Source organism: Comamonadaceae bacterium M7527, assembly GCA_021044545.1.
Lineage (GTDB): Bacteria > Pseudomonadota > Gammaproteobacteria > Burkholderiales > Burkholderiaceae_C > RS62.
Map to the genome: position 1 here is coordinate 993,039 of CP087990.1, position 26,588 is coordinate 1,019,626.

Consider the following 26,588-nt stretch of genomic DNA (forward strand, 5'->3'; position numbering starts at 1 on the left):
GCCAAACCCATGACCTTAATGCAAGCCCCGCGCATGGCTGCTACGGCGCCACAAGACGACAAGCCAGCGCCGCGCCTGTCTGTGGCCAAGTTCAAGCAACAGCTGTGGTGGTGGCTGGCGGCGGGCTTGATGGGCGTGGCCGTTGTTATGGGCTGGGGTGGCGCCCCGGATGGCGCCAGGGCCGGCGTCAGTGCTGTGTTGGCCAGCGTCAAGCCAACAAGCACTGCTGCAAAGCCACCCGCCTGGGAGTTGTCCATAGACGGCTCGTCCACAGCCCCAAGCTCAAGCGACACTGCGTTGCAGCTTAGCGCTGAAGAGCGGCTGATCAGTGTGTACCAGCTGCTGCGAAGCGGCGCACGCGCTGATGCCTTGCGTCAGGCGCGCCAGCTCAACCTGGACTACCCCAACTTCCAATTGGCACAGTTGTTGTACGCAGACCTGTTGTCGGTCAGCGCCAACCAACGCTTCGACTTGAACAACATAGCGCCCAATAACAGCGCGCAAGCCAAACAACTGGCAACCTTGGTACGCGAGTCAGAGCTGCGCTTGCAAGCACTCACCGAGGTACCAAGCCCTGGTACCTTACCCAGCAACTTTGTGGCACTGCCACCTTCCACGCGCAACGCCATTGCAATTGACAGTTCCCGTTCGCGCTTGTACTGGTTCAAGAATATTGCAGCTGCCAACGAGCCTGCCAACATGGTGTTGGTCAAAGACACCTATATGTCAGTTGGCAAAGCAGGCGTAGACAAATTCATTGAAGGCGACAACCGCACGCCTTTGGGCGTTTACTTCATCACCGGCATCTTGCCAGGTGAGCAACTCCCAGACCTGTACGGCAAGGGCGCGCTGCCACTGAATTACCCCAATGCACTGGACATCTTGCGCCGCAAGACAGGTAGCGGAATCTGGTTGCATGGCACGCCCTCGGCCCAGTATGTACGCGCACCACAGGCGTCTGAGGGTTGCGTGGTGCTGTCAAACCCGGATATCCAGCGCTTGCTTGACGACGCGAACATCAAGGCCACACCGGTTGTGATCGCCAAGTCACTTGACTGGGTGGATGCAAGCCGCGCGGCCCAGCCGCTCAACCTGGCGCCAAGCGCCATATTGGTAGCTTCAGCCGCAGACAAGGCAAATGCCAGCAGCGCCGCGCCACAAGCCTCTGGTTTTTCGGACAGCTTTGGCCGTTGGCAAGCCGCTCGCCGCGCGCAAGATTTTGCCGCGCTGCGCGACATGTACAGCGACAGCTTCTTTCGCCGCGGCAAAGGCTTAAGCCATTGGTGGCCAACCATCAAAGGCGAGACTGGGCCAGACGCCACACTGACAGACATCACCGCTTTGAGCTGGCAGGACCAAGACCAGATCATGGTGATGAATTACACAGACCAAACACAAGCCGGCCAACGCGGCCTCAAAAAGCGCCAGTACTGGCGCCTGGAGGGTGACACTTGGCGCATTTTTTACGAGGGTAACGCATGAACAACAAACTCGCACGCAGCTTTAGCCGCCGCGCCTTTACCACCATTGCGGCACTGGCTGCGGCTGCCAGTTTTGGTCTGACCCATGTTGCGGCACAAGCCGCAACAGACAAGCCACGCGTGCGCCTGAACACCAACCTAGGCACCATCGTGTTAGAGCTGGACGCCAAGGCGGCACCGGCAACAGTGGCCAACTTTGTGCAGTACGTCCAAGACAAGCACTATGACGGCACCGTATTCCACCGCGTTATTGGCAACTTCATGATTCAAGGCGGTGGCTTTACGCCGCAACTCCAGCAAAAGCCAACGCGTCAAGCCATTGCACACGAAGGCGCCAACGCCCTGGCAAACGGCGGTCCGCGTAACACCGTAGGCACCATTGCCATGGCACGCACGCAAGACCCCCACTCTGCCACCGCGCAGTTTTTCATCAACGTGGCCGACAACGCCTTTCTGGACTACCGCGCCGCCACCATGCAAGGCTACGGTTACGTGGCCTTTGGCCGCGTTGTGAAAGGCATGGACGTTGTGAATGCCATCAAGTCTGTTGCCACTGGCGCAGCAGGCCCTTTTCCGTCCGACGTGCCCAAGTCGCCCGTCGTGATTCAAACCGCCACTTTGGAGCAATAACACCATGGCCAATCCCCAAGTCGAACTGCACATTGCAGACCACGGCGTCATCACCATTGAACTTGATCAGGACAATGCGCCACTGAGCACAGAGAATTTCCTGTCATACGTGAACAAAGGCCATTACGACGGCACTATTTTTCACCGCGTTATCGACAACTTCATGGTTCAAGGCGGCGGCTTTGCCCCAGGCATGAAGCAAAAAGACAGCGATGAACCTATACGCAACGAAGCCAACAACGGCTTGAAAAACAACAAGTACACCTTGGCCATGGCGCGCACACAAGACCCGCACTCAGCCAGCGCACAATTTTTCATCAACGTTGCAGACAACGATTTTTTGAACCACACCGCGCCCAGCATGCAGGGCTGGGGCTATGCCGTGTTTGGCAAAGTGATCTCAGGTACCGAAATTGTGGACACCATGAAGGGCGTTGCCACTGGTCGCAGCGGCTTTCACGACGACGTGCCTAAAACCGACTTGCTGGTCGAAAAGGCCGTTGCGCTTTAAGCCCTGCAAATCTGCCAAGCGGCACGGGTGAGCAGCGTTATGAACACCATCACAGCCCCCAGCGCTTGGCAGCGCGTTGACCTTGTATCTGACCTGCATTTGCAGGCCAGCACACAACATACGGCACTGGCTTGGCACCATTACTTGGCCCAGGCCAGCTGCGACGCGCTGTTTATATTGGGCGACTTCTTTGAAGTATGGGTTGGCGACGATGTCCTAAGCCCCAACGCCAGCAACACGCTAAGCCAGACAGATCAGGACAACGCCCTGTTTTGGCAGCATTGCACCGCGGAGCTGTTGGCGGCCAGTCGGCGCTTCCCCATCTACATGATCGTGGGCAACCGCGACTTTTTGCTTGGCCCCAGCTTTTTCAAAGCCAGTGGGGTGTTGCCGCTGGACGAAGAAACCACGCTTGATTGGCACGGCACGCGCTATTTGCTGGCCCACGGTGACCACTGGTGCACAGACGACCATGACTACCAGGCCTTTCGCAGCCAGGTGCGCACACCCGCTTGGCAACTCGAGTTTCTAAGCCAAAGCTTGGCAAGCCGCATGGCCATAGCCGCCAATATGCGTCAACAAAGCAGCCAACGCATGCGCACTTTAAGCGTGTTGCCAGACGTCAATGAACACGCTTTATTGGCCAGCGCCGCTGCCGTAGAGGCCAGCCACGTCATTCATGGACACACGCACACAGGCCTGGACCACCTGATGGCTGGCGGTGTCAGGCGAAGCGTGCTGAGCGACTGGGACTGCGAGCCGGTGGCAACAGCGTCTGCAGTGTCACACCCCAAAAGGGCCCAGGTGCTGCGTCTTGAACGCGCACCGGCCAATGGCTTTGTGGCTGGCACACCAAGGCGCATTGAGCTGTAGCAAACGTGGCGATATAACCACAGATCCACAGGGTTTAAACCCACATTGAATTCAAAAGCGGTATCGCCGCTAAGTCATTGGATGGGTTTGGTATTTTTCTTTTATATAAGAAAATATCTATTAAAAACAAGCCGCTTATCATTGACATTCATTTGGTGCTTTCTACAATCAAAGTCCCTACACAAAGTGTCTGCGCCAAACCCTCTTGCTGGGCTTGGCCATGGTCGTCAAGACCGAACAGACCACCAACCGAATGTCATCTAACGACCCAACCGCTGCCGCCGCTGCCACTACAACCACACCAAGCACCAACGCAGGCGTGGTGGGTGCTGGCGCGGCCAACTGGCTGTGGCGCGTGACCCATAGCGGCTTGGCCATGGCAGGCGTTGGTATTGTGTGCCTGGTGCTGCTGTTTTCCAGCCAGGACGCAGTGCGAGAGCCCGCCGAAGAACAACTGCTGGACTACTTGCAAAGCCGACAAGAAACCCGCCTCATTGAGACACAAACCCTGCCTGCAGAGCCCACCGCCGCCGAGCGCGCCAGTGTGGCCATGTTGTCAGACTTACCCGAACACCAGGCTGTGCTCACACGCTGGATTAGTCGCCAATACCGTGTGGCCACCGAGCCACTGGCCGTTTTGGTGGCCGAGGCGCACGACATTGGCGAGCGCATGGACATTGACCCGGCCCTGTTGCTGGCCATCATGGCCGTTGAGTCGCGCTTTAACCCCTTTGCGCAAAGCCCAGTGGGTGCACAAGGCCTGATGCAAGTGCTAACACGCGTACACGTTGACAAATTCGAAGCATTTGGCGGCACCATGGCCGCTTTTGACCCGGTTGCCAATTTGCGCGTAGGCGCCATGGTGTTGCAAGAGTGCATTCGCCGCGCTGGCGGCTCGGTGGAGGGTGGACTGGGCTACTACGTGGGCGCTGTGACTGTAGACGGCAGCTTCTACGTCAAGAAGGTCTTACGCGTTTACGAGCGCATGCACAAGGTGCTGGCGCCATTCGAGCTGCCTACCTATAAACGCTCGCTAACCCTCAACCTGACTCAGCCAGCACCCGCTGAAATCCCGGCCACGCCGCTTGGCAGCGTTGGCACCATCCCCGGCGCGTCAACCGTCAGCCGCGCAACAACCCTAGTGGCCCAGCAGCAAACGTCTGTACAGTAAAATGCGCTGGTGCGTAACTGGCGATAAGCCACGCCCCAACAGGGCTGGCAACGTGGACCACCACGAGGGAGCGCACCACGTCAGCCCAACCGTATTACGCAGGGCAGCCGTGTCAAGCCGTACGCCTGGGTCAACCTCCCTTTAAAGAAATGAACCATGTTTGACCGACAGCAACTCATTGCACAAACCGACCCCGAATTATTCGCAGCCATCCAAGCAGAAAACCTGCGTCAAGAACAACACATCGAGCTGATCGCCAGCGAAAACTACGCCTCGCCTGCTGTGATGCAGGCACAAGGCACACAACTTACCAATAAGTACGCCGAAGGCTACCCAGGCAAACGCTACTACGGCGGCTGTGAGCACGTAGACGTGGCCGAGCGCTTGGCCATTGAGCGCGTCAAGCAGATTTTTGGCGCCGATGCAGCCAACGTACAACCGCACTGCGGCGCATCCGCCAACGAGGCTGTGTTTTTAGCCTTCCTGAAGCCAGGTGACACCATCATGGGCATGAGCCTGGCCGAAGGTGGTCACCTCACACACGGCATGCCACTGAACATCAGCGGCAAATGGTTTAACGTGGTGAGCTACGGTCTCAACGCCCAGGAAGAGCTGGACTACGACGAGATGGAGCGCAAAGCCCACGAGACCAAGCCCAAGCTCATCATTGCAGGCGCGTCTGCCTACAGCTTGCGCATTGATTTTGAGCGCTTTGCCAAAGTTGCCAAAGACGTGGGTGCTATTTTTATGGTGGACATGGCCCACTACGCAGGCTTGATCGCAGCCGGTGTGTACCCCAACCCTGTGCCGCACGCGGACGTGGTGACATCCACCACCCACAAAAGCTTGCGCGGCCCACGCGGCGGCATCATACTCATGAAGGCAGAGCACGAAAAAGCCATTAACAGCGCCATCTTTCCAGGCTTACAGGGCGGCCCACTGATGCACGTGATCGCAGCCAAAGCGGTAGCCTTCAAGGAGGCTTTGCAGCCAGAGTTCAAAACCTACCAAGCGCAAGTGGCCAAAAACGCTGTCGCCATGGCTCAAGCCCTGACCAAGCGTGGTTTGCGCATTGTGAGCGGACGCACCGAAAGCCACGTCATGCTGGTAGACCTGCAAAGCAAGGGCTTAACGGGCAAAGAAGCTGAGGCCATTTTGGGGGCGGCGCACATCACTGTGAACAAAAACGCCATTCCCAATGACCCGCAAAAGCCTATGGTCACCAGCGGTATTCGCGTGGGAACCCCAGCCATTACCACGCGTGGTTTTGGTGAGGCCGAGGCCATTGAAACCGCCAACCTCATTGCCGATGCGCTGGACAACCCACACGACCAAGCCAACATTGACAGCGTGAAAGCGCGTGTGAATGCGCTGACAGCGCGCTTCCCTGTGTACAGCGCCTAAAGCGCAGGTAACAGCCAAGCGATGAAGTGCCCGTTTTGCGCCAACCTCGACACGCAAGTGGTCGAGACCCGCATTGGCGAAGACGCGGCACTGATTCGCAGGCGCAGGCGTTGCAATGCCTGCGACAAACGCTTCACCACCTACGAGCGCCCGGAAGTCAACTTTCCGGCTGTGATCAAAAAGGATGGCCGCCGCGTAGAGTTCACCCGTAACAAGTTGCAAGGCTCTTTTGCCTTGGCGGTACGCAAGCGCCCTGTTAGCGCCGACATCATCGCCGCAGCCATTGAGCGCATTGAAGAAAAGCTGCTAGGCCTTGGCGTGCGCGAGATTGCATCCGACAAAATCGGCGCGCTGGTCATGCGTGAACTCAAGAAGCTGGACAAGGTTGCCTATGTGCGTTTTGCCAGTGTGTACCGTAACTTTGAAGACGTGGACGACTTCACGGCCTTGGTAGATGAGGTCAGAAAATAACCTGAATTATTTACTTTTAAGGCGTTTACTGCGTTTAAATGAGTAAATAAAAATACAATATGAGGCATGTCTTGCAAGCATGTCCCAACGTACTCACGCGCACACGCTGCGTGGGGTTTCACCCTGTTAGAGCTGTTGATCAGCCTGGGCGTGGTGGCAGTACTGGCCAGCGTGGCCGTACCAACATTGGTGCACATGCGCACCCAGCAGCGCATCAATGCAGCAGCCAACAGCATGCGCGACAGCATTGTCCTGGCCAAATCACAGGCGTTGCGCCTTGGTCAAACCGTCATCATTGCCCCAGCTGGCTGCGTGCCTGCCAGCAGTGCCAACTTGTCGGACATACTTGTGCCGCCAGCTGTCAGCGCCACACCGAACTCGGCATGGCGATGCGGCTGGGTGGTGGTGTCCGACGTGAACCACAACAACCAGGTCGACGTCAACGACGCGTTGCTGCGCCACGTCAGCGGCATAAAGGGTGTGGTGATCGCCAACAACGTGCGCAACGAGCAGCTGCGCGTTGCGCCCAGCGGGGTTGTATCGCCCATGCAAAGCCTGCAGTTTTGCCCAGATACCAACGCACAATGGGTGAACTACGCCCGCAAACTGGTGGTCGCAATCAGTGGGCGTATCCGCAGCGACAGCCTACGAGATGGCAAGGGCTGCGCCGCCTCGTAGCCAGCGCGGCCTGACCATGCTGGACGCCTTGCTGGCGCTCAGCCTGGTGAGTATGAGCGTGTGGAGTGTGCAGCAACTGCTGGCGCAGCGTGTTCAACAGGCTCAACAACAGCGACACCGCGCAAACGCCATGGCGCTGCTTGATGATTTGGCGCAGCGCATTCGCATACACACGTCCCGCTTTGGCTATGCGTCTGCCCAGCAACGGTATGGCCAGCGCTTGCAAGCAATCACCATCGCAACTGGCCAAGCATTAAACAGTTGCCAGACAAGCATCTGTAACGCCCAGACGTTTGCCCAATGGGTGCTGGCGACTTGGACAGCGGCAGCCTACGACGCCCTGCCCGGTGCACAACTGGGTATTGAGGTACAGGGTCAGCGTTTGCGCTTGCTGTTGGCCTGGCCGCAAGTGGGCAGTGGCAGTTACAAGTGGCAGTCTATCTGCCCAGCACAATACGACTGCGAAGTGCTGTGGCTATGACGGCGATACCCTCATTTGTCCGTACACAACAAGGCGCAAGCTTGATGGCGCTCATGGTGGGCATGAGCATAGGTTTACTGGTGTTGCTGGTAGCAAACAGCTTGTTACAAGTCGTGCTACGTGAACAAGCCCAACTCAGCCAGGCGCTGGACCAGCAAACGGCTGCACGCCAAGCCTACAGACGCATACAAAGCATTGCCATTCACGCCGGGCAATACACCGCCACCCAAACGGCGCCAGGCATTGTTCAACTGCAAGCCGCCACACTGCCCAGCGCCAGAGCAAACGGCATGCAGCTAACGCTGGCTACAACGCCTGCCAGCTCGCCGTTTGCAGCAGACTGCTTAGACAGGCACGCCACCCGACAAGGTTTTTTGCAAAGTGTGTTTTACGTCAGCGCCAACAGCTTGCGCTGCAGTGTGGCAGACCGATCGGGTGGCCAGCCCGTGGCCGATGGCATTCAGCGCCTGTCATTGCTATGGTTTGTCGCCACACCGCAAGGCATACAAGTGCAGGCCAGTGCACAGCCCAATCCATCTGGTGCAACTGTGCTGGGCCACGCCAGCTGCCTCAGCCTCAGCATCACCGACGCCAGCTGCGGCAGCACTGTTGGCCACCACGCTGTGGCGTGGGCACCTACGCCATGACGCCCGCAACACACCAGGCAAACGGGTTTGCCACCTTGACAGCGCTGGTGCTGATCAGCGCCACAGCTGCAGTCATGCTGGCCTTGGCGCAGCGCCTGGACATAGAGGCTGATACGCTTGCCAGCGAACGCAGCCACTTGCACAGGCAACATGCCGCGCAGTCGGCCTATATGGCCGCCATTGAAGCCATACGGCACCATACACAACTGCCGCGAACGCCTGCACAACTAACGGTCTTGCGCGCCCGCATGGCGCCCCCTGCGCCACCCAACGCTACGCCCTGTTTGCCTCAGCTTGAACCCGGCCTGTGCCTGGGTTTGTCAATCTCAAGCCTTTCTGATGGCTGGCCACAGCAGTGGTGGACATCTGCGCTACACCGCAATGCCATGCTAGCCAGTGCGGCAAGCCTTGAGGTCAATACCAGCAGCCACTTGCCACCGGACCACCCCTTGCGCCACGCCCGCTATTGGATAAGGCCTTTCGAGCAACACAACAGCGAGCAACTCGCCTGGCAAGTGATGGTGTGGGTGCCCGCAGCCTCCAACATGGGCAGAGACACCATGTGGACGTTGTGGTGGCAATCTCCTTAAAGGCTCGCACTGGTATGCTGTGCGCCATGTCCGCCCATGCCACCGACTTGCCACTACACCCAGCTACCCTAGCCAGCATTGGTGCGCCGGGCGCCGCCCCAGCCATGCCGCAGCAAGTGCGTGATGACGCCCATGCCATGCAGCTGGCGTTGTCGCTGGCGCAGCAGGCGTTGTGGCTGTCCAACCCCAACCCACGTGTGGGCTGCGTGATCACCACGGCCAGCGGTCAAGTACTGGGTAGCGGCTACACACAGGCAGCGGGCAGCGCCCATGCCGAAGTCATGGCGCTGGCCTCTGCCGCACAACAACATGTGACTGTGGCCGGCGCCACAGCTTTCGTAACACTAGAGCCTTGTGCCCACACAGGCCGCACGCCGCCTTGCTGTGATGCCCTCATTGCGGCAGGTATCAAGCGCGTTGTCATCGCCGCGCTAGACCCCAACCCACAAGTCGCCGGCCAAGGCATGGCCTGCATGCGCGCTGCTGGCATTGAGGTGAGCCACGGCTTGCTGGCACGCGAATCGCAATGGTTAAACATTGGCTTTTTCAGCCGCATGCTGCGCAACAAGCCATGGGTGCGCCTCAAAATGGCGGCGTCGGTTGACGGCATTACGGCACTGCCCAACGGCCAAAGCCAATGGATTACCAGCGCACAAGCGCGCGCCGACGGACACGCCTTTAGAGCCAGGGCCTGCGCAGTGCTCACAGGTGCTGGCACCGTGCTGTCTGACGACCCGCAGCTCAACGTACGAGGCCTGGACGTTGAGCGCCAACCGCACTTGGTGGTGGTGGACAGCCGACTGCAAACACCGCTTAGCGCCAAACTGCTGCCCGCCAGCACACCAGCGCGTGCCGTGTGGCTTTACCACAGTGGCGCTGCACACGCCGACACACAAGCCGCCCTCACCCACGCAGGCGCCGAGCTGTGCACCATGCGCAACGCGGCAGGCAAGGTGGACTTAACCGCCATGTTCGGCGACTTGGCCAACAAAGGCGTGAATGAAGTGCACGTAGAGGCTGGCTCTGCACTCAATGGCTCGTTGCTGCGCGAAGGTCTGGTGGACGAGCTGCTGTTGTATGTTGCACCCAAGCTATTGGGTCAAGGCTTTGGCTTGTCGGGGTTTGGTCCACTGGATAGCCTGTCCGACGCCATTGAAATGGACTTTGCCAGCCCCACCATGGTCGGCTCGGACCTGAGGCTGCAAGCTGTTGTAGGCGGTGCAGACGCGTTTTTAAACGACCAGATTTTTAACCAGCAATTCAACTAACTATGTTTACAGGCATCATCACTGGCGTTGGCCACATCACCCGCATTGAAGACTTGGGCAACACAAACGCCCATGGCAAGCGCCTGCACATCAGCACGCCGCCAGGCTATCTGGACGACGTGGGCCTGGGCGACAGCATTGCCCTGAATGGTGCTTGCATGACAGTGACCAGCTTTGACGCCACCGCTGACCTGTTCACCATAGACATATCGGTAGAGTCGCTCAGCAAAACCAGCGGCCTGGATGCCACCGGCACCATCAATCTTGAAAAAGCGCTGCGCGCTCACGACCGCTTGGGCGGGCACATTGTGTCTGGCCACGTAGACGGCATAGGTCAGGTCAGGCGTTTTGACATCGTAGGCGAGAGCTGGCTGTTGCAAATTCAAATACCGCAAGCCTTGGCCAAATTTTTAGCCCACAAGGGCTCTATCACCGTCAACGGCGTGAGCCTTACGGTGAATAACGTGCTGGACAACCAGGACGGCTGCATCATAGACATCAACCTCATACCGCACACCATTGCAAACACGGCCTTGGGCGAACTGAAGGCCAGCGTACAGGTCAACCTGGAGATAGACCTGATTGCCCGCTACTGTGAGCGCATGCTCAGCAAGGCGCCGGCTCCAGCAGCATAAAGGCCATAGCTTGCGCCCAGGCCCTGGGGGTTAGTCATGCGCGTTACCCCACAGGCCCATAAGGCCTGAGATAATGGCGGGTATTGCATATTTTTTCCCCTAGGTATCTCATGGTCCAACCCGTTGCTATTTCCCCCGTACAAGACATTGTTGCCGAGCTCAAGGCTGGGCGTATGGTGGTATTGGTAGACGAGGAAGACCGAGAAAACGAGGGCGACCTGGTCATGGCGGCAGACCACGTGACGCCAGAGGCCATCAATTTCATGGCCAAGTTTGGGCGTGGTCTCATTTGCCTCACCCTGACCAAAGAACGTTGCCAGTTTTTAAAGCTGCCACCCATGGCCAGCAGCAACGGCACACAGTTCGCCACCGCTTTTACCGTCAGCATTGAGGCTGCCACAGGTGTGACCACTGGCATTTCAGCCGCTGACCGTGCGCGCACCGTGCAAGTGGCTGTATCTGGCGACAGTGCGCCGACAGACCTGGTGCAGCCAGGCCACGTGTTTCCGCTGCAGGCAGTAGATGGCGGCGTGTTGATGCGTGCTGGCCACACAGAGGCCGGCTGCGACCTGGCCGCCATGGCGGGCTGCTCACCGTCCAGCGTGATTTGCGAAATCATGAACGACGACGGCTCCATGGCACGTCTGCCCGACTTGCAGGTTTTTGCAGCCCAGCACAACCTCAAAATTGGCACCATTGCCGATCTCATCGAATACCGCAGCTCACACGAGTCTTTGGTAGAGCGCTTAGGCTCACGCCAATTGCAAACCACCCACGGTGCATTTACAGCGCATGCGTTCAAAGACCTGGCCTCTGGCAACATGCACTTGGCGCTGGTCATTGGCGAGTGGGAGCAAACAGACGTCATACCCGTGCGCGTGCATGAGCCCTTGTCGGTGCTGGACGCCTTAGAGCTCAACGGGCGCATGCACAGCTGGCCACTCAACGCCAGCCTGGCCTACTTGCAACAGCAAGGGCGGGGTGTGGCTGTATTGCTCAATGCTGGTGAGACAAGCGCCGAACTGCTAGACCAGTTTCAAGGCACAGCCCAAGCCAGCCATGGGCCAGGCGCTGGTCGTGTTGACCTGCGCACCTACGGCGTGGGCGCGCAGATATTACGCGAATGTGGCGTGTCCAACATGCGCCTGATGGGCTCGCCCAGGCGCATGCCCAGCCTGGCTGGCTACGGGCTAGACGTACATGGCTTTATTGACAACAAGTAAAAGACCACTGCAAGGAAAGCTCACATCATGTTTGGCGCAAACCAGGGCACTACCCCCACACTAGACGGACGCAAAGTGCGCATTGGCATTGTGCAAGCCCGCTTCAATGAAGACATCACCAACGCGTTAGCGGCAGCCTGTCTAGACCAACTAAAGGTCTTGGGCGTGCAAGATAAAAACATCAAACACGTCACAGTTGCTGGCGCCCTGGAGGTGCCCTTGGCGCTGCAAGCCATGGCCGTGTCTGACGACTTTGACGCGCTGGTGGCGCTGGGCTGCATTGTGCGCGGTGAAACCTACCACTTCGAACTGGTGGCCAATGAGTCTGGCGCGGGTGTGACCCGTGTGTCTTTAGACAACGAAATCCCGATTGCCAACGCCATACTCACCACTGAAAACATGGCCCAGGCTGTGGCCAGGCAAACAGACAAAGGTCGAGACGCGGCAACCGTCGCCGTTGAAATGGCCAAACTGCTAGACGACCTGCGATAATTCTACCCAGTCACAATGTGTAGCGGCCACTCGCTGGCCAGCTGCCTCGTTCACACTGCTCTTTTTGGATAAGCCATGACTGATCAAGCCCCCACCGACCGCACCGCCAACAAACCCAAGGCGGCCATGCGCAAAGCCTCTGACAAGTCTGGCCGCACACGCGCCCGCGAATTTGCAGTGCAGGCCCTGTACCAGCACCTGGTTGGCCACAACCCAGTGGCACATATTGACGCCTTTACGCGCGACCTGACCGGTTTTCACAAAGCTGATGCGGTGCACTTTGACGCCCTGCTCACCGGCTGCATAGAAGACCAAGCGGAGCTGGAAGCCCTCATGACGCCGCACCTAGACCGCGAAGTCGCCCAAGTGTCCCCTATTGAGCGTGGCATTTTGCTCATTGGCACCTTCGAGCTCAAGCAGTGTCTTGATGTGCCGCTTCGTGTTGTCATCAATGAATGCATTGAACTGACCAAGTCTTTTGGCGGCACAGACGGCCACAAGTTTGTCAACGGCGTGATACATCCGCTGGGCCAACAACTGCGCCCGCACGAAACCAACGACGCTGCTAGCCAGTAAACAACAAAGGCCTTTTAATGCGCATATCGCAGCGCGCTGAGCGCATCAAGCCTTTCATGGTGATGGAAGTGGCCAAAGCGGCACAGGCCATGGCAGCTCAGGCCGCGGGCACAGATCAGCCCATGGTGTTTTTAAACATAGGAGAGCCCGACTTCCTGGCACCACCCGCCGTGCAGGCGGCGGCCACGCAGGCTATGGCCAGTGGTCTGACCAGTTACACCCAAGCGCTGGGTATTGCACCACTGCGCGAAGCCATTAGCAAGTGGTACCTGCAGCGCTTTGGCCTGCACATTGACCCCTCACGCATAGCGGTCACGGCTGGCGCATCAGCCGCTTTGCAGCTGGCCTGCCTGGCACTGGTTAACCCCGGCGACGAGGTGCTCATGCCAGACCCCAGCTACCCGTGCAACCGCAACTTTGTGGCTGCGGCCAACGGCCAAGCCGTGTTGCTGCCCACTACCCCGCAACAACGCTTTCAATTAAGTGCCGAACAAGTCAGCAACGCTTGGGGCGACAACACACGCGGTGTATTGCTGGCATCGCCCAGCAACCCCACTGGCACATCCATTGCCAGGGAGGAACTCACGCGATTGGCGCAAACCGTGCGCGCCAAAGGCGGCTTCACCATTGTTGACGAAATCTATCTTGGGCTGAACTTTGACGACGCCTTTAGCCACAGCGCCCTGGGCCTGGAAGACGGTTTAGGCGACGACATCATCAGCGTGAACAGCTTTTCCAAGTACTTCAACATGACAGGTTGGCGCTTGGGCTGGCTGGTGCTGCCGCCTGCCCTGGTACCGGTTGTAGAGCGTTTGGCGCAGCACTTGTTTATTTGTGCCAGCACCATCAGCCAATACGCCGCCCTGGCCTGCTTTGAGCCCGACACCTTGGCCGAGTTCGAGCGCCGACGGGCCGCCTTTAAAGCCAGACGTGACTACTTCATACCAGAACTCAACCGCTTGGGGCTTCACGTGCCCGTCATGCCGGACGGCGCGTTTTACGCCTACGCCAACTGCCAAGCGGCCTGTGACAAATGGGGTATTGCACCCGGTACGGCCCACCAACCGGGTGGCAGCTGGGCCTTTGCATTTGAGTTGATGAAGCGCGCAGGCATTGCCGCCACACCTGGGCTGGACTTTGGCGGTGCTCAAAACCACAACTTCATTCGCTTTTCGACTGCCAGCAGCATGGCCCAACTGCAAACGGCTGTGGCACGCTTGGAACAGGTGTTGTAGTGTCTGCCACCGCACCCAAACGCGCCGCACACCACCAGTGGCCAGTACGTGTGTACTGGGAAGACACAGACGCCGGGGGCATTGTGTTTTATGCCAACTACCTCAAGTTTTTTGAGCGTGCACGCACCGAATGGTTGAGAACCTTGGGCCTGCAACAGGCTCAGATCAAGCAAGACCAAGACGGTATGTTCGTGGTGAGCGAAACCTCTGTGCGTTACCATCAACCCTGCCGCCTGGACGATGCCTTGACGGTGGACACACAGCTCGTAACCTGTGGCAAGGCCAGCATGGTGCTGGCACAGTCTGCCTGGCTGGATCAGCATCTGCTGTGCAGCGCCACCATTAAAGTGGGATGGGTTAGCGACAAGACGCTAAAGCCAGGCCGCTTGCCCGCAACGCTGCTCGCTCTTTTGTCAAACGCACAGGCAGCTCCCGCCACGTCATAAACCACTGAACCAACTCAACGCCATGAACCAAGATTTAGATATTGTTCACCTGTTACTCAATGCCAGCTGGGTGGTCCAAGCTGTGGTGGTGTTACTGCTTGGCGTATCCGTGGCCAGCTGGGCTGTAATCTTTGGCAAGACCTCAGCTCTGGCCCGCGTGCACCAGCGCAACACAGCGTTTGAGCAAGCATTCTGGTCTGGCACCAGCATGCACGACTTGTACACCGCTGCCATTCAAAAGACCACGGGCACTGGTCCCATGGAGCGTATTTTTGCTGCGGGCATGCGTGAGTTTTTAAAGCTGCGCGAACGCCGCATTGCCGAGACCCACGTTTTACTTGAAGGTGCACAACGCGCCATGCGCGCCAGCTTTCAGCGCGAGGTAGACGCGATGGAATCACAGTTGTCATTCTTGGGCTCGGTCGCATCGGTCTCGCCCTACGTGGGTTTGTTTGGCACGGTATGGGGCATCATGCACGCCTTTACAGGCTTGGCCTCACTGGAGTCCGTCACGCTGGCTTCCGTCGCCCCAGGTATTGCCGAGGCACTGGTAGCGACCGCAATTGGCTTGTTTGCCGCGATTCCAGCAGTGGTTGCCTTCAACCGTTTCTCTACCAAGGTAGACCGCGCGGCCAGCCACATGGATACGTTTGCCGACGAGTTCTCCAATATTTTGCAGCGCAACCTCAGCGCGCAAGCAAGCAACTAAGCGGAGCACGCCATGTCTGCTTTGCAACGCAAACGTCGCCACAGGCGCACCATGAACGAGATCAACATGGTGCCCTTTATTGATGTCATGCTGGTGCTGCTGATCATCTTCATGGTGACCGCACCGCTGATCACTCCCAGCATGATTGACCTTCCCACCGTAGGCCAGGCGCCGCGCCAGCCCGACCGTGTGGTGCAAGTGTTGGTGGCCAAAGACGCCTCGCTGCAAATAAGCGCTGACAAGCAAACGGTAGACGTTGTACTCAAGGACCTGGCCCAGCGCGTTCTGGATGTCGCCAACCAAAACCGGTCCAGCCGTGACGCCACGGCCAATTCATCACCCACACAAGAACTGGCGGTGGTGATCAGCGCAGACAAGGCGGTGGCCTACGAGGCTGTGGTGAATGTAATGGACACGCTGCAACAAGCTGGCCTCAACCGCGTGGCCTTGTCCGTTAACGCGCAACGCTAGCCACGCACCCGCAGCCAAGACCACGACCACGCACAAGCCTGTATGAACAACGCTTTGCCAACTGCAGCCCCCAAACCGCCACAAGACGGGCATTGGGGCCTACCGGTCGCCTTGGCCCTGGGCGTGCACGCCTTGCTGGTAGCCGCACTCACCTGGGGTGTGGCGTGGCAGCAAACGCAGGTTAGCGCCAACTTTGACGTAGAGCTGTGGTCTGACATACCCATTGCAGCCGCGCCACCGCCACCTGAGCCCAAACCCCAGCCAGAACCAGAGCCAACGCCTGAGCCTCCTGCACCCGAACCCGAGCCCACACCTGAACCAGCGCCACCGCCTGAACCCCCTGGACCAAGTGCTGCCGACATTGCCTTGGAACAACAGCGTGCGCTTGAGGCGCAGCAGCAGCTAGAAGCCGCCAAACTGGCTAAGGAAAAGGCAGCGAAAGAGAAAGCAGCCAGAGAAAAGGCCGCCAGGGAGAGGGCGGCCAAGGAAAAGGCTGCAAAGGAGCTGGCCGAGAAAAAAGCAGCACAGCAGCGTGCCCGCGAAGAAAAGGCCCTCAAGGACAAGCTGCGCCAAGAGCAACTGGCCCGCTTGAGCAACCTGGCAGGCACGGCTGGACAAACCGGCGATGCGGCGAAGGCAAGCGGCCCCAGCGCCAGCTACGCAGGCAAGGTCGTGGGCGCCATTCGCCCCAATATCGTGTTCACCGACGTGGTAGCGGGCAACCCTGGCGCCGAAGTAGAGGTCACCACACGCCCAACTGGTGAAATCCTGGGACGCACACTACGCAAGTCCAGCGGCATGCCGGCTTGGGATGAGGCGGTGCTGCGTGCCATTGACCGCACCGCAACACTGCCGCGCGACACCAACGGGCGTGTGCCCTCACCCATGCTGATACGGTTCCGGCCAAAAGACTAGCAAACACAGTTTTCTTGCAGTCCATCGCCGCAATTTGACAACGGCTGCTGCGCAAACCTGTATGGGTACACCGCTTAAGAGGCCACTTGTCGCAACTCGGCCATGGCTTGGCGAATGATGCTGGCGCTGGACCTCAAAAACAGCCCAGCCATCAGGCCGGCCACGACCAAATCTGGCCATGGGGCAGCGGTCCACGCCACCAGAGCAGCTGCCCCTATCACCGCGACATTGCCAATCGCGTCGTTGCGGCTGCACAACCAGACCGACCTGACGTTGGCGTCGCCATCTCGGTAACGCCACAGTATCAACACGCTGGCCAGATTGGCCAACAAGGCCATCAAACCGATAGCGCCCATGATGCCTGCACTGGGAACGCCCAGTATCCAAACCTGCCAAATGGTGGAGCCCAGCACCCAAGCCCCCATCAAAGCCAGGCTAACGCCCTTTAACAAGGCCGCACGCGCCCGGGTTTGCACGGCCCGGGCGATGGCCCACAGGCTAAGGCCATAGGTTAGTGCATCGCCCAGAAAATCGAGTGCATCGGCTTGCAGCGCCTGCGAGCCCGACCAGGCACCACCCAGTAGTTCGACCATGAACATGGCCGCGTTGATGACAATAACGGCCACCAACGCTTGCCGGTAAGCCCGGGTCGTGCCATCAAAGTGATTGCTTACACAACAGTGCTGCCCCATGATGATGCCTCGCAATTGTTCAATAAAGCGCTGAGTCTAGTAGCTACAATCGTTGTAGGTTCAAGCACTTTTTTGCGGGGATGTCTCAACATGCCACACAGCTACGGCATAGGTCAGTTGGCCAAACGACTGCATTGCGCTGTTCAAACGCTGCGGTATTACGAACGTATAGGCCTAATCACACCGCCACACCGAACCGAAGGCAACCAACGGCGCTACAGCGATGCACACCTGAGCCAGCTGCGCTTTATTCGCCACGCCCGAGAGCTGGGCTTCTCACTGGAGGCTATCCATTCCTTGCTGCGCTTGTCGCGCCATGGCGACGAGCCCTGCGATGAGGCCAATGCCATTGCCCAAGCGCAACTAACAGCCGTGCGCTCTAGGTTGGCCCGACTAAAGGCGCTAGAGGCGCAGCTGGCACAGATGGTAGGGGCTTGTGAGGGCCATACAGTGGCGCATTGTCGGGTGATTGAAGTGCTGCAAGACCATGCCTTGTGCTTGCATGACCACGACGTTGCGCCCCCTGACAAGCCCGGGGCGAACCACGCCTAATTGGCGCAACTTGCCTTTGGCCATCGCCCTCTATTTACAAAGCAGATAAGCAAGGCGAGGCATATTTGGCTATGCTATGGCCACCGAGCAGTGTTGCTCGACATTACCGCGGCATTGCAGCCCCATCGCTTAGCATGAAATCATCAAAATTGACCGGCCTGGTCGCCGCTTTGGCTACTGGCATTGCAGCCTTGTACTGGCTGGCGCCTACATGGCTACCCACTGCCCTGCAACCCCACAGTGCCGCTGCACAACCAGGACAACAAGGCAGTGCAGGCGCTGCTGGCAGGCGTAGTGGCTTTGGCGGCCCCACGGCAGTGAGCTTGCAGGAGGTGGTGATTGGCGACGTACCCATGTCTTTGCAAGCCCCTGGCAGCGTGGTGGCCCAGCAGTCTGTGGTGTTGAGGTCTCAAGTGGGCGCCACCATCAAACGGGTGGTCGCCAAAGAAGGCAGCCGTGTTGCCGCGGGTGAGTTGCTGTTTGAGCTGGATGCACGCGGTGTACAGGCGGAACTGGCCAAAGCGCAAGCGCAGCTGGCCAAGTCACAGGCCACACTCGCCGACTTGCAAAATCAATTGTTGCGCGCCAAGGCACTCAAAGACCAAGCCTTTGTATCGGGCAGCGCTGTTGACAGCGCACAAAGCCAAGTCGGCGCACAAATGGCACAAGTTGCCGCTGATCAAGCCAGCGTCAGAGCCCAGCAGGTGCAGCTGAGCCTGTATCAAGTGCGTGCACCATTTGCAGGCCGCGTGGGCGCCATTGACGTGAGTGCTGGCACCCTGGTCAGCGCTGGCGCATCGGCCACGCCCCTGGCCACACTCACACAGTTCAACCCCATAGGCGTGAAGTTTTCCCTTCCAGAGTCTGCCCTCAGTGCGGTAGCCAACGCTGGCACCGGACGTGAAGTCAGCGTGCGCTTGGCCAGCAGCAACCCAAGCATGGACACCACAAGCCACATGGGGCAGCTCACGCTGATTGACAACTTGGTCAACCCCGCCACAGGCATGCTAACCCTCAAGGCGACATTGGCCAACGACGACAACGCCTTGTGGCCAGGCCAATTTGTAGATGTGAGTCTGAGCGTCGCAACGCTCAACAATGTGGCCAAAATCGCGCAAGGTGCGGTGGCAATTTCAGACCAAGGTGCCAGCGTGTTTGTGATGGGCGACAACGGCAAAGCCCAAGTCAAACCCATCAGGATATTGCACACCATGGATGACATGGCTGTCGTGTCAGGCTTGAGCAGTGGCGACAAAGTGGTGGTAGACGGCAGGCAAAACGTCAAGCCCGGTGGCTTGTTGCGTGATATCAATGCGCCTGCTACCAAACCCACTAAATAAGCGCCAGCGCCATGAACTTGACTGAACTCTTTATTCGCCGTCCCGTGATGACGGTGCTGCTGAATCTCGCGCTGATTGCAGTGGGTGCGGCGGCCTTGGGTAGCATTCCGGTGGCCGCGTTGCCACGGTACGACACACCCACCATCAACGTGTCTGCCCGCCTCAGTGGTGCCAGCCCAGAGACCATGGCGCGCTCTGTGGCCTTGCCACTTGAGAAGCAGTTCTCCACCATTGCAGGCGTCAACGCCATCACGTCGACCAGCTCGTTGGGTAGAACCTCCATCACACTGGAGTTCAGCCCAGACCGCGACATTGACGCTGCCGCTGGTGACGTGCAGGCTGCACTATTACGCACACAGCGCTCGCTACCGTCTGAAATGGCAGACTTGCCGAGCTACCGCAAAGTCAACCCGGCAGACGCGCCTATTTTGATCATGGCCTTGAGCTCGCCAACCTTGGCACTCACGCAGGTCACCGATTTTGCCGAGAACTTGGTCTCACCCTCTTTGTCAACCATTGACGGTGTAGCCCAAGTGACGGTGTGGGGCGCCAAACGCTATGCAGTGCGCGTACAAGCCAATCCTGAAGAGCTGGCGTTAAGAGGCCTCACACTTGACGACGTGGCCAACGCGATCAGGGCAGCAAATGCCAACTCGCCCATGGGACAGATTCAGGGAAGCTCACAAACCCTAATTATTGAGGCCAACACACAGCTGCAAAGCGCGGCCCAATTTCGCGACTTGATTGTGACCGTCAAGGACGGCACACCGGTATACCTGCGCGATGTTGCCGTCATTCGCGACGGCTCTGAAAACGAAACGTCTCTGAGCCGCTACAACGGTACGCCGTCTATTATTCTGGCTGTGCAACGCCAGCCAGACGCCAATACCGTTGCCGTGATTGATGCGATTTACGCCGCCATACCCAAACTGCAAGAGCAGTTACCCAGCGACGTCAAACTCAACACACTCAATGACAGAGGCGTGTCCATCAGAGACGCGCTCAACGACATCTACTTCACCTTGGCGCTGACCATTGTGTTGGTGGTGCTGGTGATATTTCTATTTTTACGCCGCGTCTCAGCAACCGTCATTCCAGCGCTGTCCATACCCGTGTCATTGGTATCGGCCATGTCACTGCTGTACTACTTTGACTACAGCCTGGACAACATCTCCATGCTGGGCATTACCTTGGCCGTGGGCCTGGTGGTAGACGATGCCATCGTGATGCTGGAGAACATTGTTCGCCACATTGAAAACGGCATGCAGCCGTTTGCTGCGGCCATCAAAGGTGCGCGTGAAGTGGCCTTCACCATCATTTCCATTTCGATTTCGCTGGTGGCTGTGCTGATTCCAATCTTCTTCATGCCGGGCACACTGGGTTTGTTGTTCCACGAGTTCGCGGTCGTCGTGGGCTTGGCCATCATGGTCTCTGCTGTGGTATCGCTCACATTGGTGCCTATGCTGTGCAGCCGCTACCTGGGTGCACACCGCCCAGACACTGCAACCCAAGAGCAAGGCTGGGCTCACACCAGCACGCAGTGGTTTGAAGACATTTTTCAAACCACATTGCGCGGCTATGCCCGCGCCTTGGATTGGGCCTTGGCACACAAGCCCGTCATGGTCGGCGTCACACTGGCCAGCGTGGCCTTGACCGTGGGGCTATTCATGAGCATGCCCAAGGGATTTTTTCCACAAGAAGACATTGGCCAAGTCATGGCCAGTGTGGTGGGCGCTGAAGATGTTGGCCCGGAAACCATGCAACGCTTGCTGGACGACGTAGCAGCTCGCACCCAGCAAAACCCCGCCGTGGCCGGTATGGCAGCCGCTGTATTTGGTGGCAACAGTGCGCGCATGTTTCTCACGCTAAAGCCCAAATCTGAACGCGGCGACCTCAAGGCCGTGTTGGCCAGCTTGCGCAAAGACACTGCTGGTGTGGCTGGCGTTAAAGTGTTTTTTATTCCGCTACAAAACCTTCGTGTGGGCGGACGCACCAGTCGCAGCCAATACCAATACACCTTGCAAAGCGTTAGCGGCAATGCGCTGGGCGACTGGGCCAACAAGGTCATGGACAAGCTCAAGGAGGACGAGCGTTTTGCCGACGTTACCAGCGACTCCGAGCGTGGTGCCTTGCAAGCCGAAGTGGTGATTGACCGCGCGCGCGCGCAAGTGCTGGGCATTACCAATCAGTCGCTGCGCAACATGATGTACTCGGCGTTTGGTGAGCGTCAGGTGGCCAGCATCTACACAGACTCGGCACTTGGTCGGTGATACTGACCATTGACAACCCCTCGCAGCAAAACGAACAAGACCTGATGCAGCTGCACCTGCGCACTGCCAGCGGTGACTTGGTGCCTTTATCGGCCTTTGCCAGTGTCAAGCGCAGCCTTGGTCCTACCAGCATCAACCATCAAGGCCAGTTGCAAGCGGTCACCATCAGCTTCAACCTGAACGCCGGCATTCCTTTGGGCCAGGCCACTGCCGCACTGGACGGCTACGTGAAAGACATAGGCTTGCCCCCCAACGTCATCACAAGCTATGGCGGAGAAGCTGCGGTTTTTCAAGAATCTCAAACAAGCCAAGTGGTATTGCTACTGGCAGCCGTTGTGGTGATTTACATACTGCTGGGTATGCTTTACGAGAGCTACATACACCCTATTACGATTCTGGCGGGCTTGCCATCGGCGGTGGTGGGCGGTTTGCTCACGCTGCAGTTGTTTGGTCAGGACATCACCATCATCGCCACCATTGGTTGCTAATGCTCATTGGCATTGTCAAGAAGAATGCCATCATGATGATTGACTTTGCTTTGGCCGCTCAACGCGAACAAGGCCTGGCCGCGCTTGAGGCCATCAGGCAAGCCTGCTTGCTGCGCTTTAGACCCATCATGATGACCACACTGACTGCTGCCATTGGTGCGCTACCCATTGCCTTGGGCCATGGCGCCAGTGCAGAGCTGCGCCAACCGCTGGGCTTGGCAGTTGTTGGCGGTCTGGTGCTGTCACAAGTGGTGACGCTGTTCATCACACCTGTCATCTATGTGCTGCTGGACAGGTTTAGCGGGGTTGGGCCTATTACAACCCCAGCCGACGCCGCCAACGCCTAGCCGCCTAGTCGTACACCACGTGGGCTTGTTGCTCATGGGCGTTGGCCGCCCATGACGCAAGCGCTGCATCCGTCGGAAAGAACAGCGCTTGCTCGCCAAGCTGCAAGTCACAGTGCGCACCGTCACGCAACAAACGCATGCGCACGCGAAGGCCTTTGGTTACCTCTCCGGCCTCGGTGTATTCGGTGCGCGGAGGAAAGTCTTTCACCAGCTGGCGTACGTTGGGCGACTGGCCGTTAACCGTCACATGCAGGTATTTGCCAAACCGGCAGCGCGCCTGCGCCAAGCTCCAGACTTGTTGAATTTTGAGACGTATGCCACCGGAAAACCTGTCGGGCTGAGCGACCGCTTGCACCACAATAAATTCGTCGTCTTTGAGCAAGTTGCGATGCTGGTTGAGCAAGTTTTCGTCTGCTGCAGCTTCAATCACACCGGACTTGTCGTCCAACTTAAACAAACCCAAACGCCCGCGCTGACCACTGATAACACGCAACTCAGTCACGATACCAGCCAGCACCAGGCTGTCACGCGAGTCCACCAGGTCAGCAATGTTGAGTTTGGCAAAACGGCGCACTTCAGTGGCCACTTCATCGAACAGGTGGCCAGACAAAAAGAAGCCCACCGCTGTCTTTTCAAGTGTTAAACGCTCTTTCACACTCCATGGTGTGGCCTGCACCATGTCTGGCTCTTGGGTGCTGCTACCGTGGGCGTCATCCCCCATGTCAAATAAACCCACTTGGTCGGCGTTGGCCGCCTGGGCCGCCGCGTATTCAAAGGCACGTTCAACACTGGCCAGCAGACTGGCCCGGTTCAAGTCAATGCTGTCAAACGCGCCAGCCTTGATCAGTGCCTCTACTGTGCGCTTGTTCACGCGGCCTTTGTCTACGCGGGCACAGAAGTCAAACAACGATTTAAACGGCCCGCCCTCATTGCGCGCAGCCACTATGGACTCAATGGCCTGCTCACCAGAGCCTTTGATAGCGCCCAAACCATAGCGCACGCTTTGGTCAGTCACTGGCTCAAAGCGGTATACGCCTCTATTCACGTCTGGCGCCTCGAAGGTGATGCCCATCTCCAAAGCATCGCCATACAACACACGCAGCTTGTCGGTGTCGCCCATTTCAATGGTCATGTTGGCGGCGTAAAACTCTGCCGTGTAGTGCACCTTGAGCCAGCCTGTGTGATAGGCCAGCAAAGAATAGGCTGCGGCGTGTGACTTGTTAAAGCCGTAGCCGGCAAACTTCTCCATCAAGTCAAACACTTCGTCGGCTTTTTCTTGAGAGATATTTTGCTTGGCTGCACCAGCGCGGAACAGCTCACGCTGCTTTACCATTTCTTCCAGCTTTTTCTTACCCATGGCCCGGCGCAGCATGTCAGCGCCGCCCAGCGAGTAGCCCGCCAGTACCTGTGCCACCTGCATCACCTGTTCTTGATAGACCATGATGCCGTAGGTCTCTTCCAGCACGGGCTTAACCAATGGGTGTGGATACTCCACCTCTTCGCGGCCATGCTTGCGCGCCACAAAGGTTGGGATCAAGTCCATAGGGCCAGGGCGGTACAACGCGTTGAGGGCAATCAAATCTTCCAGGCGGCTGGGTTTGGCATCGCGCAACATGCCTTGCATGCCGCGACTTTCAAACTGAAACACGCCTCGGTCTGACCGCGCGAGAACAAGGCATAGACCTTGCTGTCGTTAATGGGTACATCTTCAAATCTAAAGTTGGCTTGGCCTTTGTGTCGCTGCACGATGAGCTGGCGCGCCAACTCCAGAATAGTGAGCGTGGCCAAGCCCAAGAAGTCAAACTTGACCAAGCCCACCGCTTCCACGTCGTCCTTGTCGTATTGGCTCACCGCAGATTCGCTACCGGGCTGCTGATAAAGGGGACAGAAGTCTGTGAGCTTGCCAGGCGCAATCAACACACCACCGGCGTGCATGCCCACGTTACGCGTCATACCTTCCAGCTTTTGTGCCATTTCCAACAGCGTGCGCACGTCTTCTTCGCGCTCTAGGCGCTCTGCAAGCTGCGGCTCTTGCTCGATAGCCTGTGCGATAGTGACTTGGGTGCCAGGCTTGTTGGGTATAAGCTTGGAAATACCATCGCAAAAGCCATAGGCAAAGTCCATCACACGGCCCACGTCGCGAATCGCGGCGCGGGCAGCCATGGTGCCAAAGGTGGCGATTTGACTCACCGCGTTGCGCCCGTACTTGTCTTTCACATAGTCAATCACGCGGTCGCGATTGCCTTGGCAAAAGTCAATATCAAAGTCGGGCATGGACACACGCTCTGGGTTCAAGAAGCGCTCAAACAACAAGTTGTATTGAAGCGGGTCAAGGTCTGTAATGCCCAGCGAGTAAGCCACCAAAGAGCCAGCGCCAGAACCTCGACCTGGACCCACTGGGCAGCCATTGTTTTTGGCCCAGTTGATGAAGTCCCCCACAATCAGGAAGTAGCCTGGGAAGCCCATGTTGAGAATGGTTTCAATCTCAAAATTCAAGCGGTCGACATAGCGCTCTTGCTGCGCATCACGCGCAGCCACATCTGGGTACAAGTGCTCCAAGCGGCGCTGTAAACCTTCGTGCGACAACTGGCGAAAGTAGTCCGCCATGGGCATAGGCACGCCGTCCACAAGTGGCGTTGGGAAGTCCGGCAGCTGCGGCTCACCCAGCGTGAGCGTGACGTTGCAGCGCTTGGCCACCTCTACCGCGTTGGTCAGCGCACTGGGCACATCAGCAAACAAGGTTTGCATTTCGCCGCCTGACTTGAAATATTGCTCACGGGTAAAGCGACGCACACGGCGACGGTTGGCCAGCATTTCGCCCTCGGCAATACAAACGCGCGCCTCGTGGCTTTCATAATCGTCTGGCGTTAAAAACTGAATCGGGTGGGTGGCCACCACGGGCAAGCCCAGCCTTGCCGCCAAGGGCACGCAAGCCAGCACGTGGCGCTCGTCATCGTCTCGCCCAGCGCGTTGAATCTCCAGGTAAAAGCGATGGGTAAAGGTTTGTGCAAAGGTCAAGGCCAAACGCCCTGCCCGCCCTTCATCGCCAGCCACCAAAGCGCGCCCTACTGGGCCCGCTTGCGCACCTGCCAATACGATAAGCCCTGCGTTTAACTCTTGCAGCCAGGCCCACTGCACGGCAGCCTGGTCGCGCGCGCTGGTTTGAGTCCAGGCCCGCGCCAACAATTCACACAGGTTTAAGTAGCCTTGGTTGTTTTGTGCCAGCAACACCACGCGCGATAGTGTGGGAGCCATACCGGGCATGGCCGACTTGGGCTCGGCATCATCGGGCACCCCCACCAACATCACCTCAGCGCCGATCAAAGGCTTAACGCCGGCAGCCCTGGCCTTCTTGTAAAACTTGACCATGCCATACAAGTTGCTAAGGTCGGTCATGGCCAATGCAGGCTGCCCGTTGGCGGCGGCGGTCTTGACGGCATCGGGCACACGAACGGCACCATCAACAACTGAGAACTCGGTATGCAGGCGAAGGTGAACAAAAGGCGCTGAAGTCATGTGTCTATTTTAGGTTTCTATTGGGCCTAAACGCCGCCGCCTCAGTCACAATGCTTGCATGCACGGCACACCCCTCAACATCGTCCTGTTGGACTCCATATCTGCCATCTCTGACGCACAGGCAGGCACAGTGGTGGTAAGCGGTTCGCACGGCGGCAGCTCTGCTGCTGACTTTGTACTGGCCGCGTCAACCCGCAACGTGCACGCTACAATCCCGGCTAAACCAGTGCTGGTAGTGCTCAATGACGCGGGGGTGGGCAAAGACCAAGCAGGCATTGCCGCTTTGGCCATGTTGCAAGCGCACGGCATTGCATGCGCGTGCTACAGCCACAACAGTGCACGCATTGGTGAGGCGCAAGACGCACTGGACAACGGCGTTATCAGCGCACTCAACGAGACCGCTTCTGATCTGGGCTTGAGTAGCGGGCAAACGGTGTTAGCCGCTGTTAAAGCCCTGTCCTAGCGGTTAAACCACA

General features: G+C 58.2%; 25 protein-coding genes and 2 pseudogenes. 25 read left to right on the top strand and 2 right to left on the bottom strand.

The features are described from left to right. The first annotated feature begins 9 nt into the window (after positions 1–9). From LN050_04730 to tolA, 21 genes are all read left to right on the top strand, one after another. Positions 10–1,482, top strand: a complete 1,473-nt coding sequence (locus LN050_04730; protein UFS57122.1) for a L,D-transpeptidase — start codon at positions 10–12, stop codon at positions 1,480–1,482. Continuing rightward, positions 1,479–2,111, top strand: a complete 633-nt coding sequence (locus LN050_04735) for a peptidylprolyl isomerase (protein UFS57123.1) — start codon at positions 1,479–1,481, stop codon at positions 2,109–2,111. Before LN050_04730 ends, LN050_04735 begins: the two co-directional genes overlap by 4 nt. Positions 2,112–2,115: 4 nt before the next feature. Continuing rightward, positions 2,116–2,622 carry a peptidyl-prolyl cis-trans isomerase gene (locus LN050_04740; protein UFS57124.1) on the top strand — a complete coding sequence of 169 codons (507 nt, stop codon included), beginning with the start codon at positions 2,116–2,118 and terminating at the stop codon, positions 2,620–2,622. A 39-nt stretch (positions 2,623–2,661) separates the two neighbouring features. Then, complete coding sequence (locus LN050_04745) at positions 2,662–3,495, top strand: UDP-2,3-diacylglucosamine diphosphatase (protein ID UFS57125.1); 834 nt, start codon at positions 2,662–2,664, stop codon at positions 3,493–3,495. Between the two features lie 253 nt (positions 3,496–3,748). Beyond that, the gene (locus LN050_04750; GenBank protein ID UFS57126.1) at positions 3,749–4,666 is read left to right on the top strand and encodes a lytic transglycosylase domain-containing protein; all 918 of its coding nucleotides are present in this window, start codon (positions 3,749–3,751) and stop codon (positions 4,664–4,666) included. 156 nt (positions 4,667–4,822) lie between these two features. Then, entirely contained in the window at positions 4,823–6,070 is a 1,248-nt protein-coding gene (locus tag LN050_04755; protein ID UFS57127.1) for a serine hydroxymethyltransferase, read from the top strand. Between the two features lie 21 nt (positions 6,071–6,091). Continuing rightward, on the top strand, positions 6,092–6,541 hold the full coding sequence (nrdR, locus tag LN050_04760; protein UFS57128.1) for a transcriptional regulator NrdR: 450 nt from the start codon (positions 6,092–6,094) through the stop codon (positions 6,539–6,541). Positions 6,542–6,607: 66 nt separating this feature from the next. Further along, complete coding sequence (locus tag LN050_04765; GenBank protein UFS57129.1) at positions 6,608–7,219, top strand: GspH/FimT family pseudopilin; 612 nt, start codon at positions 6,608–6,610, stop codon at positions 7,217–7,219. A 16-nt stretch (positions 7,220–7,235) separates the two neighbouring features. Further along, the gene (locus tag LN050_04770; protein ID UFS57130.1) at positions 7,236–7,700 is read left to right on the top strand and encodes a hypothetical protein; all 465 of its coding nucleotides are present in this window, start codon (positions 7,236–7,238) and stop codon (positions 7,698–7,700) included. After that, positions 7,697–8,347 carry a hypothetical protein gene (locus LN050_04775; GenBank protein UFS57131.1) on the top strand — a complete coding sequence of 217 codons (651 nt, stop codon included), beginning with the start codon at positions 7,697–7,699 and terminating at the stop codon, positions 8,345–8,347. The genes LN050_04770 and LN050_04775 overlap by 4 nt, the downstream gene beginning before the upstream one ends. Next, entirely contained in the window at positions 8,344–8,937 is a 594-nt protein-coding gene (locus LN050_04780; GenBank protein UFS57132.1) for a hypothetical protein, read from the top strand. Before LN050_04775 ends, LN050_04780 begins: the two co-directional genes overlap by 4 nt. Positions 8,938–9,041: 104 nt before the next feature. Further along, the gene (ribD, locus tag LN050_04785; GenBank protein ID UFS57323.1) at positions 9,042–10,205 is read left to right on the top strand and encodes a bifunctional diaminohydroxyphosphoribosylaminopyrimidine deaminase/5-amino-6-(5-phosphoribosylamino)uracil reductase RibD; all 1,164 of its coding nucleotides are present in this window, start codon (positions 9,042–9,044) and stop codon (positions 10,203–10,205) included. A 2-nt stretch (positions 10,206–10,207) separates the two neighbouring features. Continuing rightward, complete coding sequence (locus tag LN050_04790) at positions 10,208–10,840, top strand: riboflavin synthase (protein ID UFS57133.1); 633 nt, start codon at positions 10,208–10,210, stop codon at positions 10,838–10,840. Positions 10,841–10,950: 110 nt separating this feature from the next. After that, positions 10,951–12,063 carry a 3,4-dihydroxy-2-butanone-4-phosphate synthase gene (gene ribB / locus LN050_04795; GenBank protein UFS57134.1) on the top strand — a complete coding sequence of 371 codons (1,113 nt, stop codon included), beginning with the start codon at positions 10,951–10,953 and terminating at the stop codon, positions 12,061–12,063. A gap of 27 nt (positions 12,064–12,090) precedes the next feature. After that, positions 12,091–12,555 carry a 6,7-dimethyl-8-ribityllumazine synthase gene (gene ribH / locus LN050_04800; protein ID UFS57135.1) on the top strand — a complete coding sequence of 155 codons (465 nt, stop codon included), beginning with the start codon at positions 12,091–12,093 and terminating at the stop codon, positions 12,553–12,555. A 75-nt stretch (positions 12,556–12,630) separates the two neighbouring features. After that, positions 12,631–13,131, top strand: coding sequence for a transcription antitermination factor NusB (gene nusB / locus LN050_04805; GenBank protein UFS57136.1), 501 nt, complete (start codon positions 12,631–12,633; stop codon positions 13,129–13,131). Between the two features lie 17 nt (positions 13,132–13,148). After that, positions 13,149–14,366 carry a pyridoxal phosphate-dependent aminotransferase gene (locus LN050_04810; GenBank protein ID UFS57137.1) on the top strand — a complete coding sequence of 406 codons (1,218 nt, stop codon included), beginning with the start codon at positions 13,149–13,151 and terminating at the stop codon, positions 14,364–14,366. Continuing rightward, positions 14,366–14,812: a tol-pal system-associated acyl-CoA thioesterase gene (gene ybgC / locus LN050_04815; GenBank protein ID UFS57138.1), complete on the top strand. Its 447-nt coding sequence runs from the start codon at positions 14,366–14,368 to the stop codon at positions 14,810–14,812. The genes LN050_04810 and ybgC overlap by 1 nt, the downstream gene beginning before the upstream one ends. Positions 14,813–14,834: 22 nt before the next feature. Beyond that, positions 14,835–15,521 (top strand): protein TolQ, encoded by a 687-nt coding sequence (gene tolQ / locus LN050_04820; GenBank protein UFS57139.1) that lies wholly within the window; start codon positions 14,835–14,837, stop codon positions 15,519–15,521. A gap of 12 nt (positions 15,522–15,533) precedes the next feature. Next, positions 15,534–15,992, top strand: a complete 459-nt coding sequence (locus LN050_04825; protein UFS57140.1) for a biopolymer transporter ExbD — start codon at positions 15,534–15,536, stop codon at positions 15,990–15,992. 42 nt (positions 15,993–16,034) lie between these two features. Beyond that, entirely contained in the window at positions 16,035–16,907 is an 873-nt protein-coding gene (gene tolA, locus LN050_04830) for a cell envelope integrity protein TolA (protein UFS57141.1), read from the top strand. 74 nt (positions 16,908–16,981) lie between these two features. Here tolA and LN050_04835 read toward each other — a convergent pair whose 3' ends face one another. Beyond that, positions 16,982–17,599 (bottom strand): cation transporter, encoded by a 618-nt coding sequence (locus LN050_04835; protein UFS57142.1) that lies wholly within the window; start codon positions 17,597–17,599, stop codon positions 16,982–16,984. Positions 17,600–17,689: 90 nt separating this feature from the next. On the opposite strand from LN050_04835, the gene LN050_04840 reads away from it, so the two are divergent. The 3 genes and pseudogenes from LN050_04840 to LN050_04850 all read left to right on the top strand — a co-directional run bounded on the left by LN050_04840 (position 17,690) and on the right by LN050_04850 (position 22,596). After that, the gene (locus LN050_04840) at positions 17,690–18,151 is read left to right on the top strand and encodes a helix-turn-helix domain-containing protein (protein ID UFS57143.1); all 462 of its coding nucleotides are present in this window, start codon (positions 17,690–17,692) and stop codon (positions 18,149–18,151) included. Positions 18,152–18,285: 134 nt separating this feature from the next. After that, positions 18,286–19,491 (top strand): efflux RND transporter periplasmic adaptor subunit, encoded by a 1,206-nt coding sequence (locus tag LN050_04845; GenBank protein UFS57144.1) that lies wholly within the window; start codon positions 18,286–18,288, stop codon positions 19,489–19,491. Positions 19,492–19,502: 11 nt separating this feature from the next. After that, positions 19,503–22,596, top strand: a pseudogene (locus LN050_04850) (efflux RND transporter permease subunit). Positions 22,597–22,600: 4 nt separating this feature from the next. Here the strand turns inward: LN050_04850 and dnaE are convergent. After that, positions 22,601–26,112: pseudogene (dnaE, locus tag LN050_04855) on the bottom strand (DNA polymerase III subunit alpha). Positions 26,113–26,170: 58 nt separating this feature from the next. Here dnaE and LN050_04860 point away from each other — a divergent pair. After that, entirely contained in the window at positions 26,171–26,575 is a 405-nt protein-coding gene (locus LN050_04860; protein ID UFS57145.1) for a hypothetical protein, read from the top strand. Positions 26,576–26,588 lie beyond the last annotated feature (13 nt).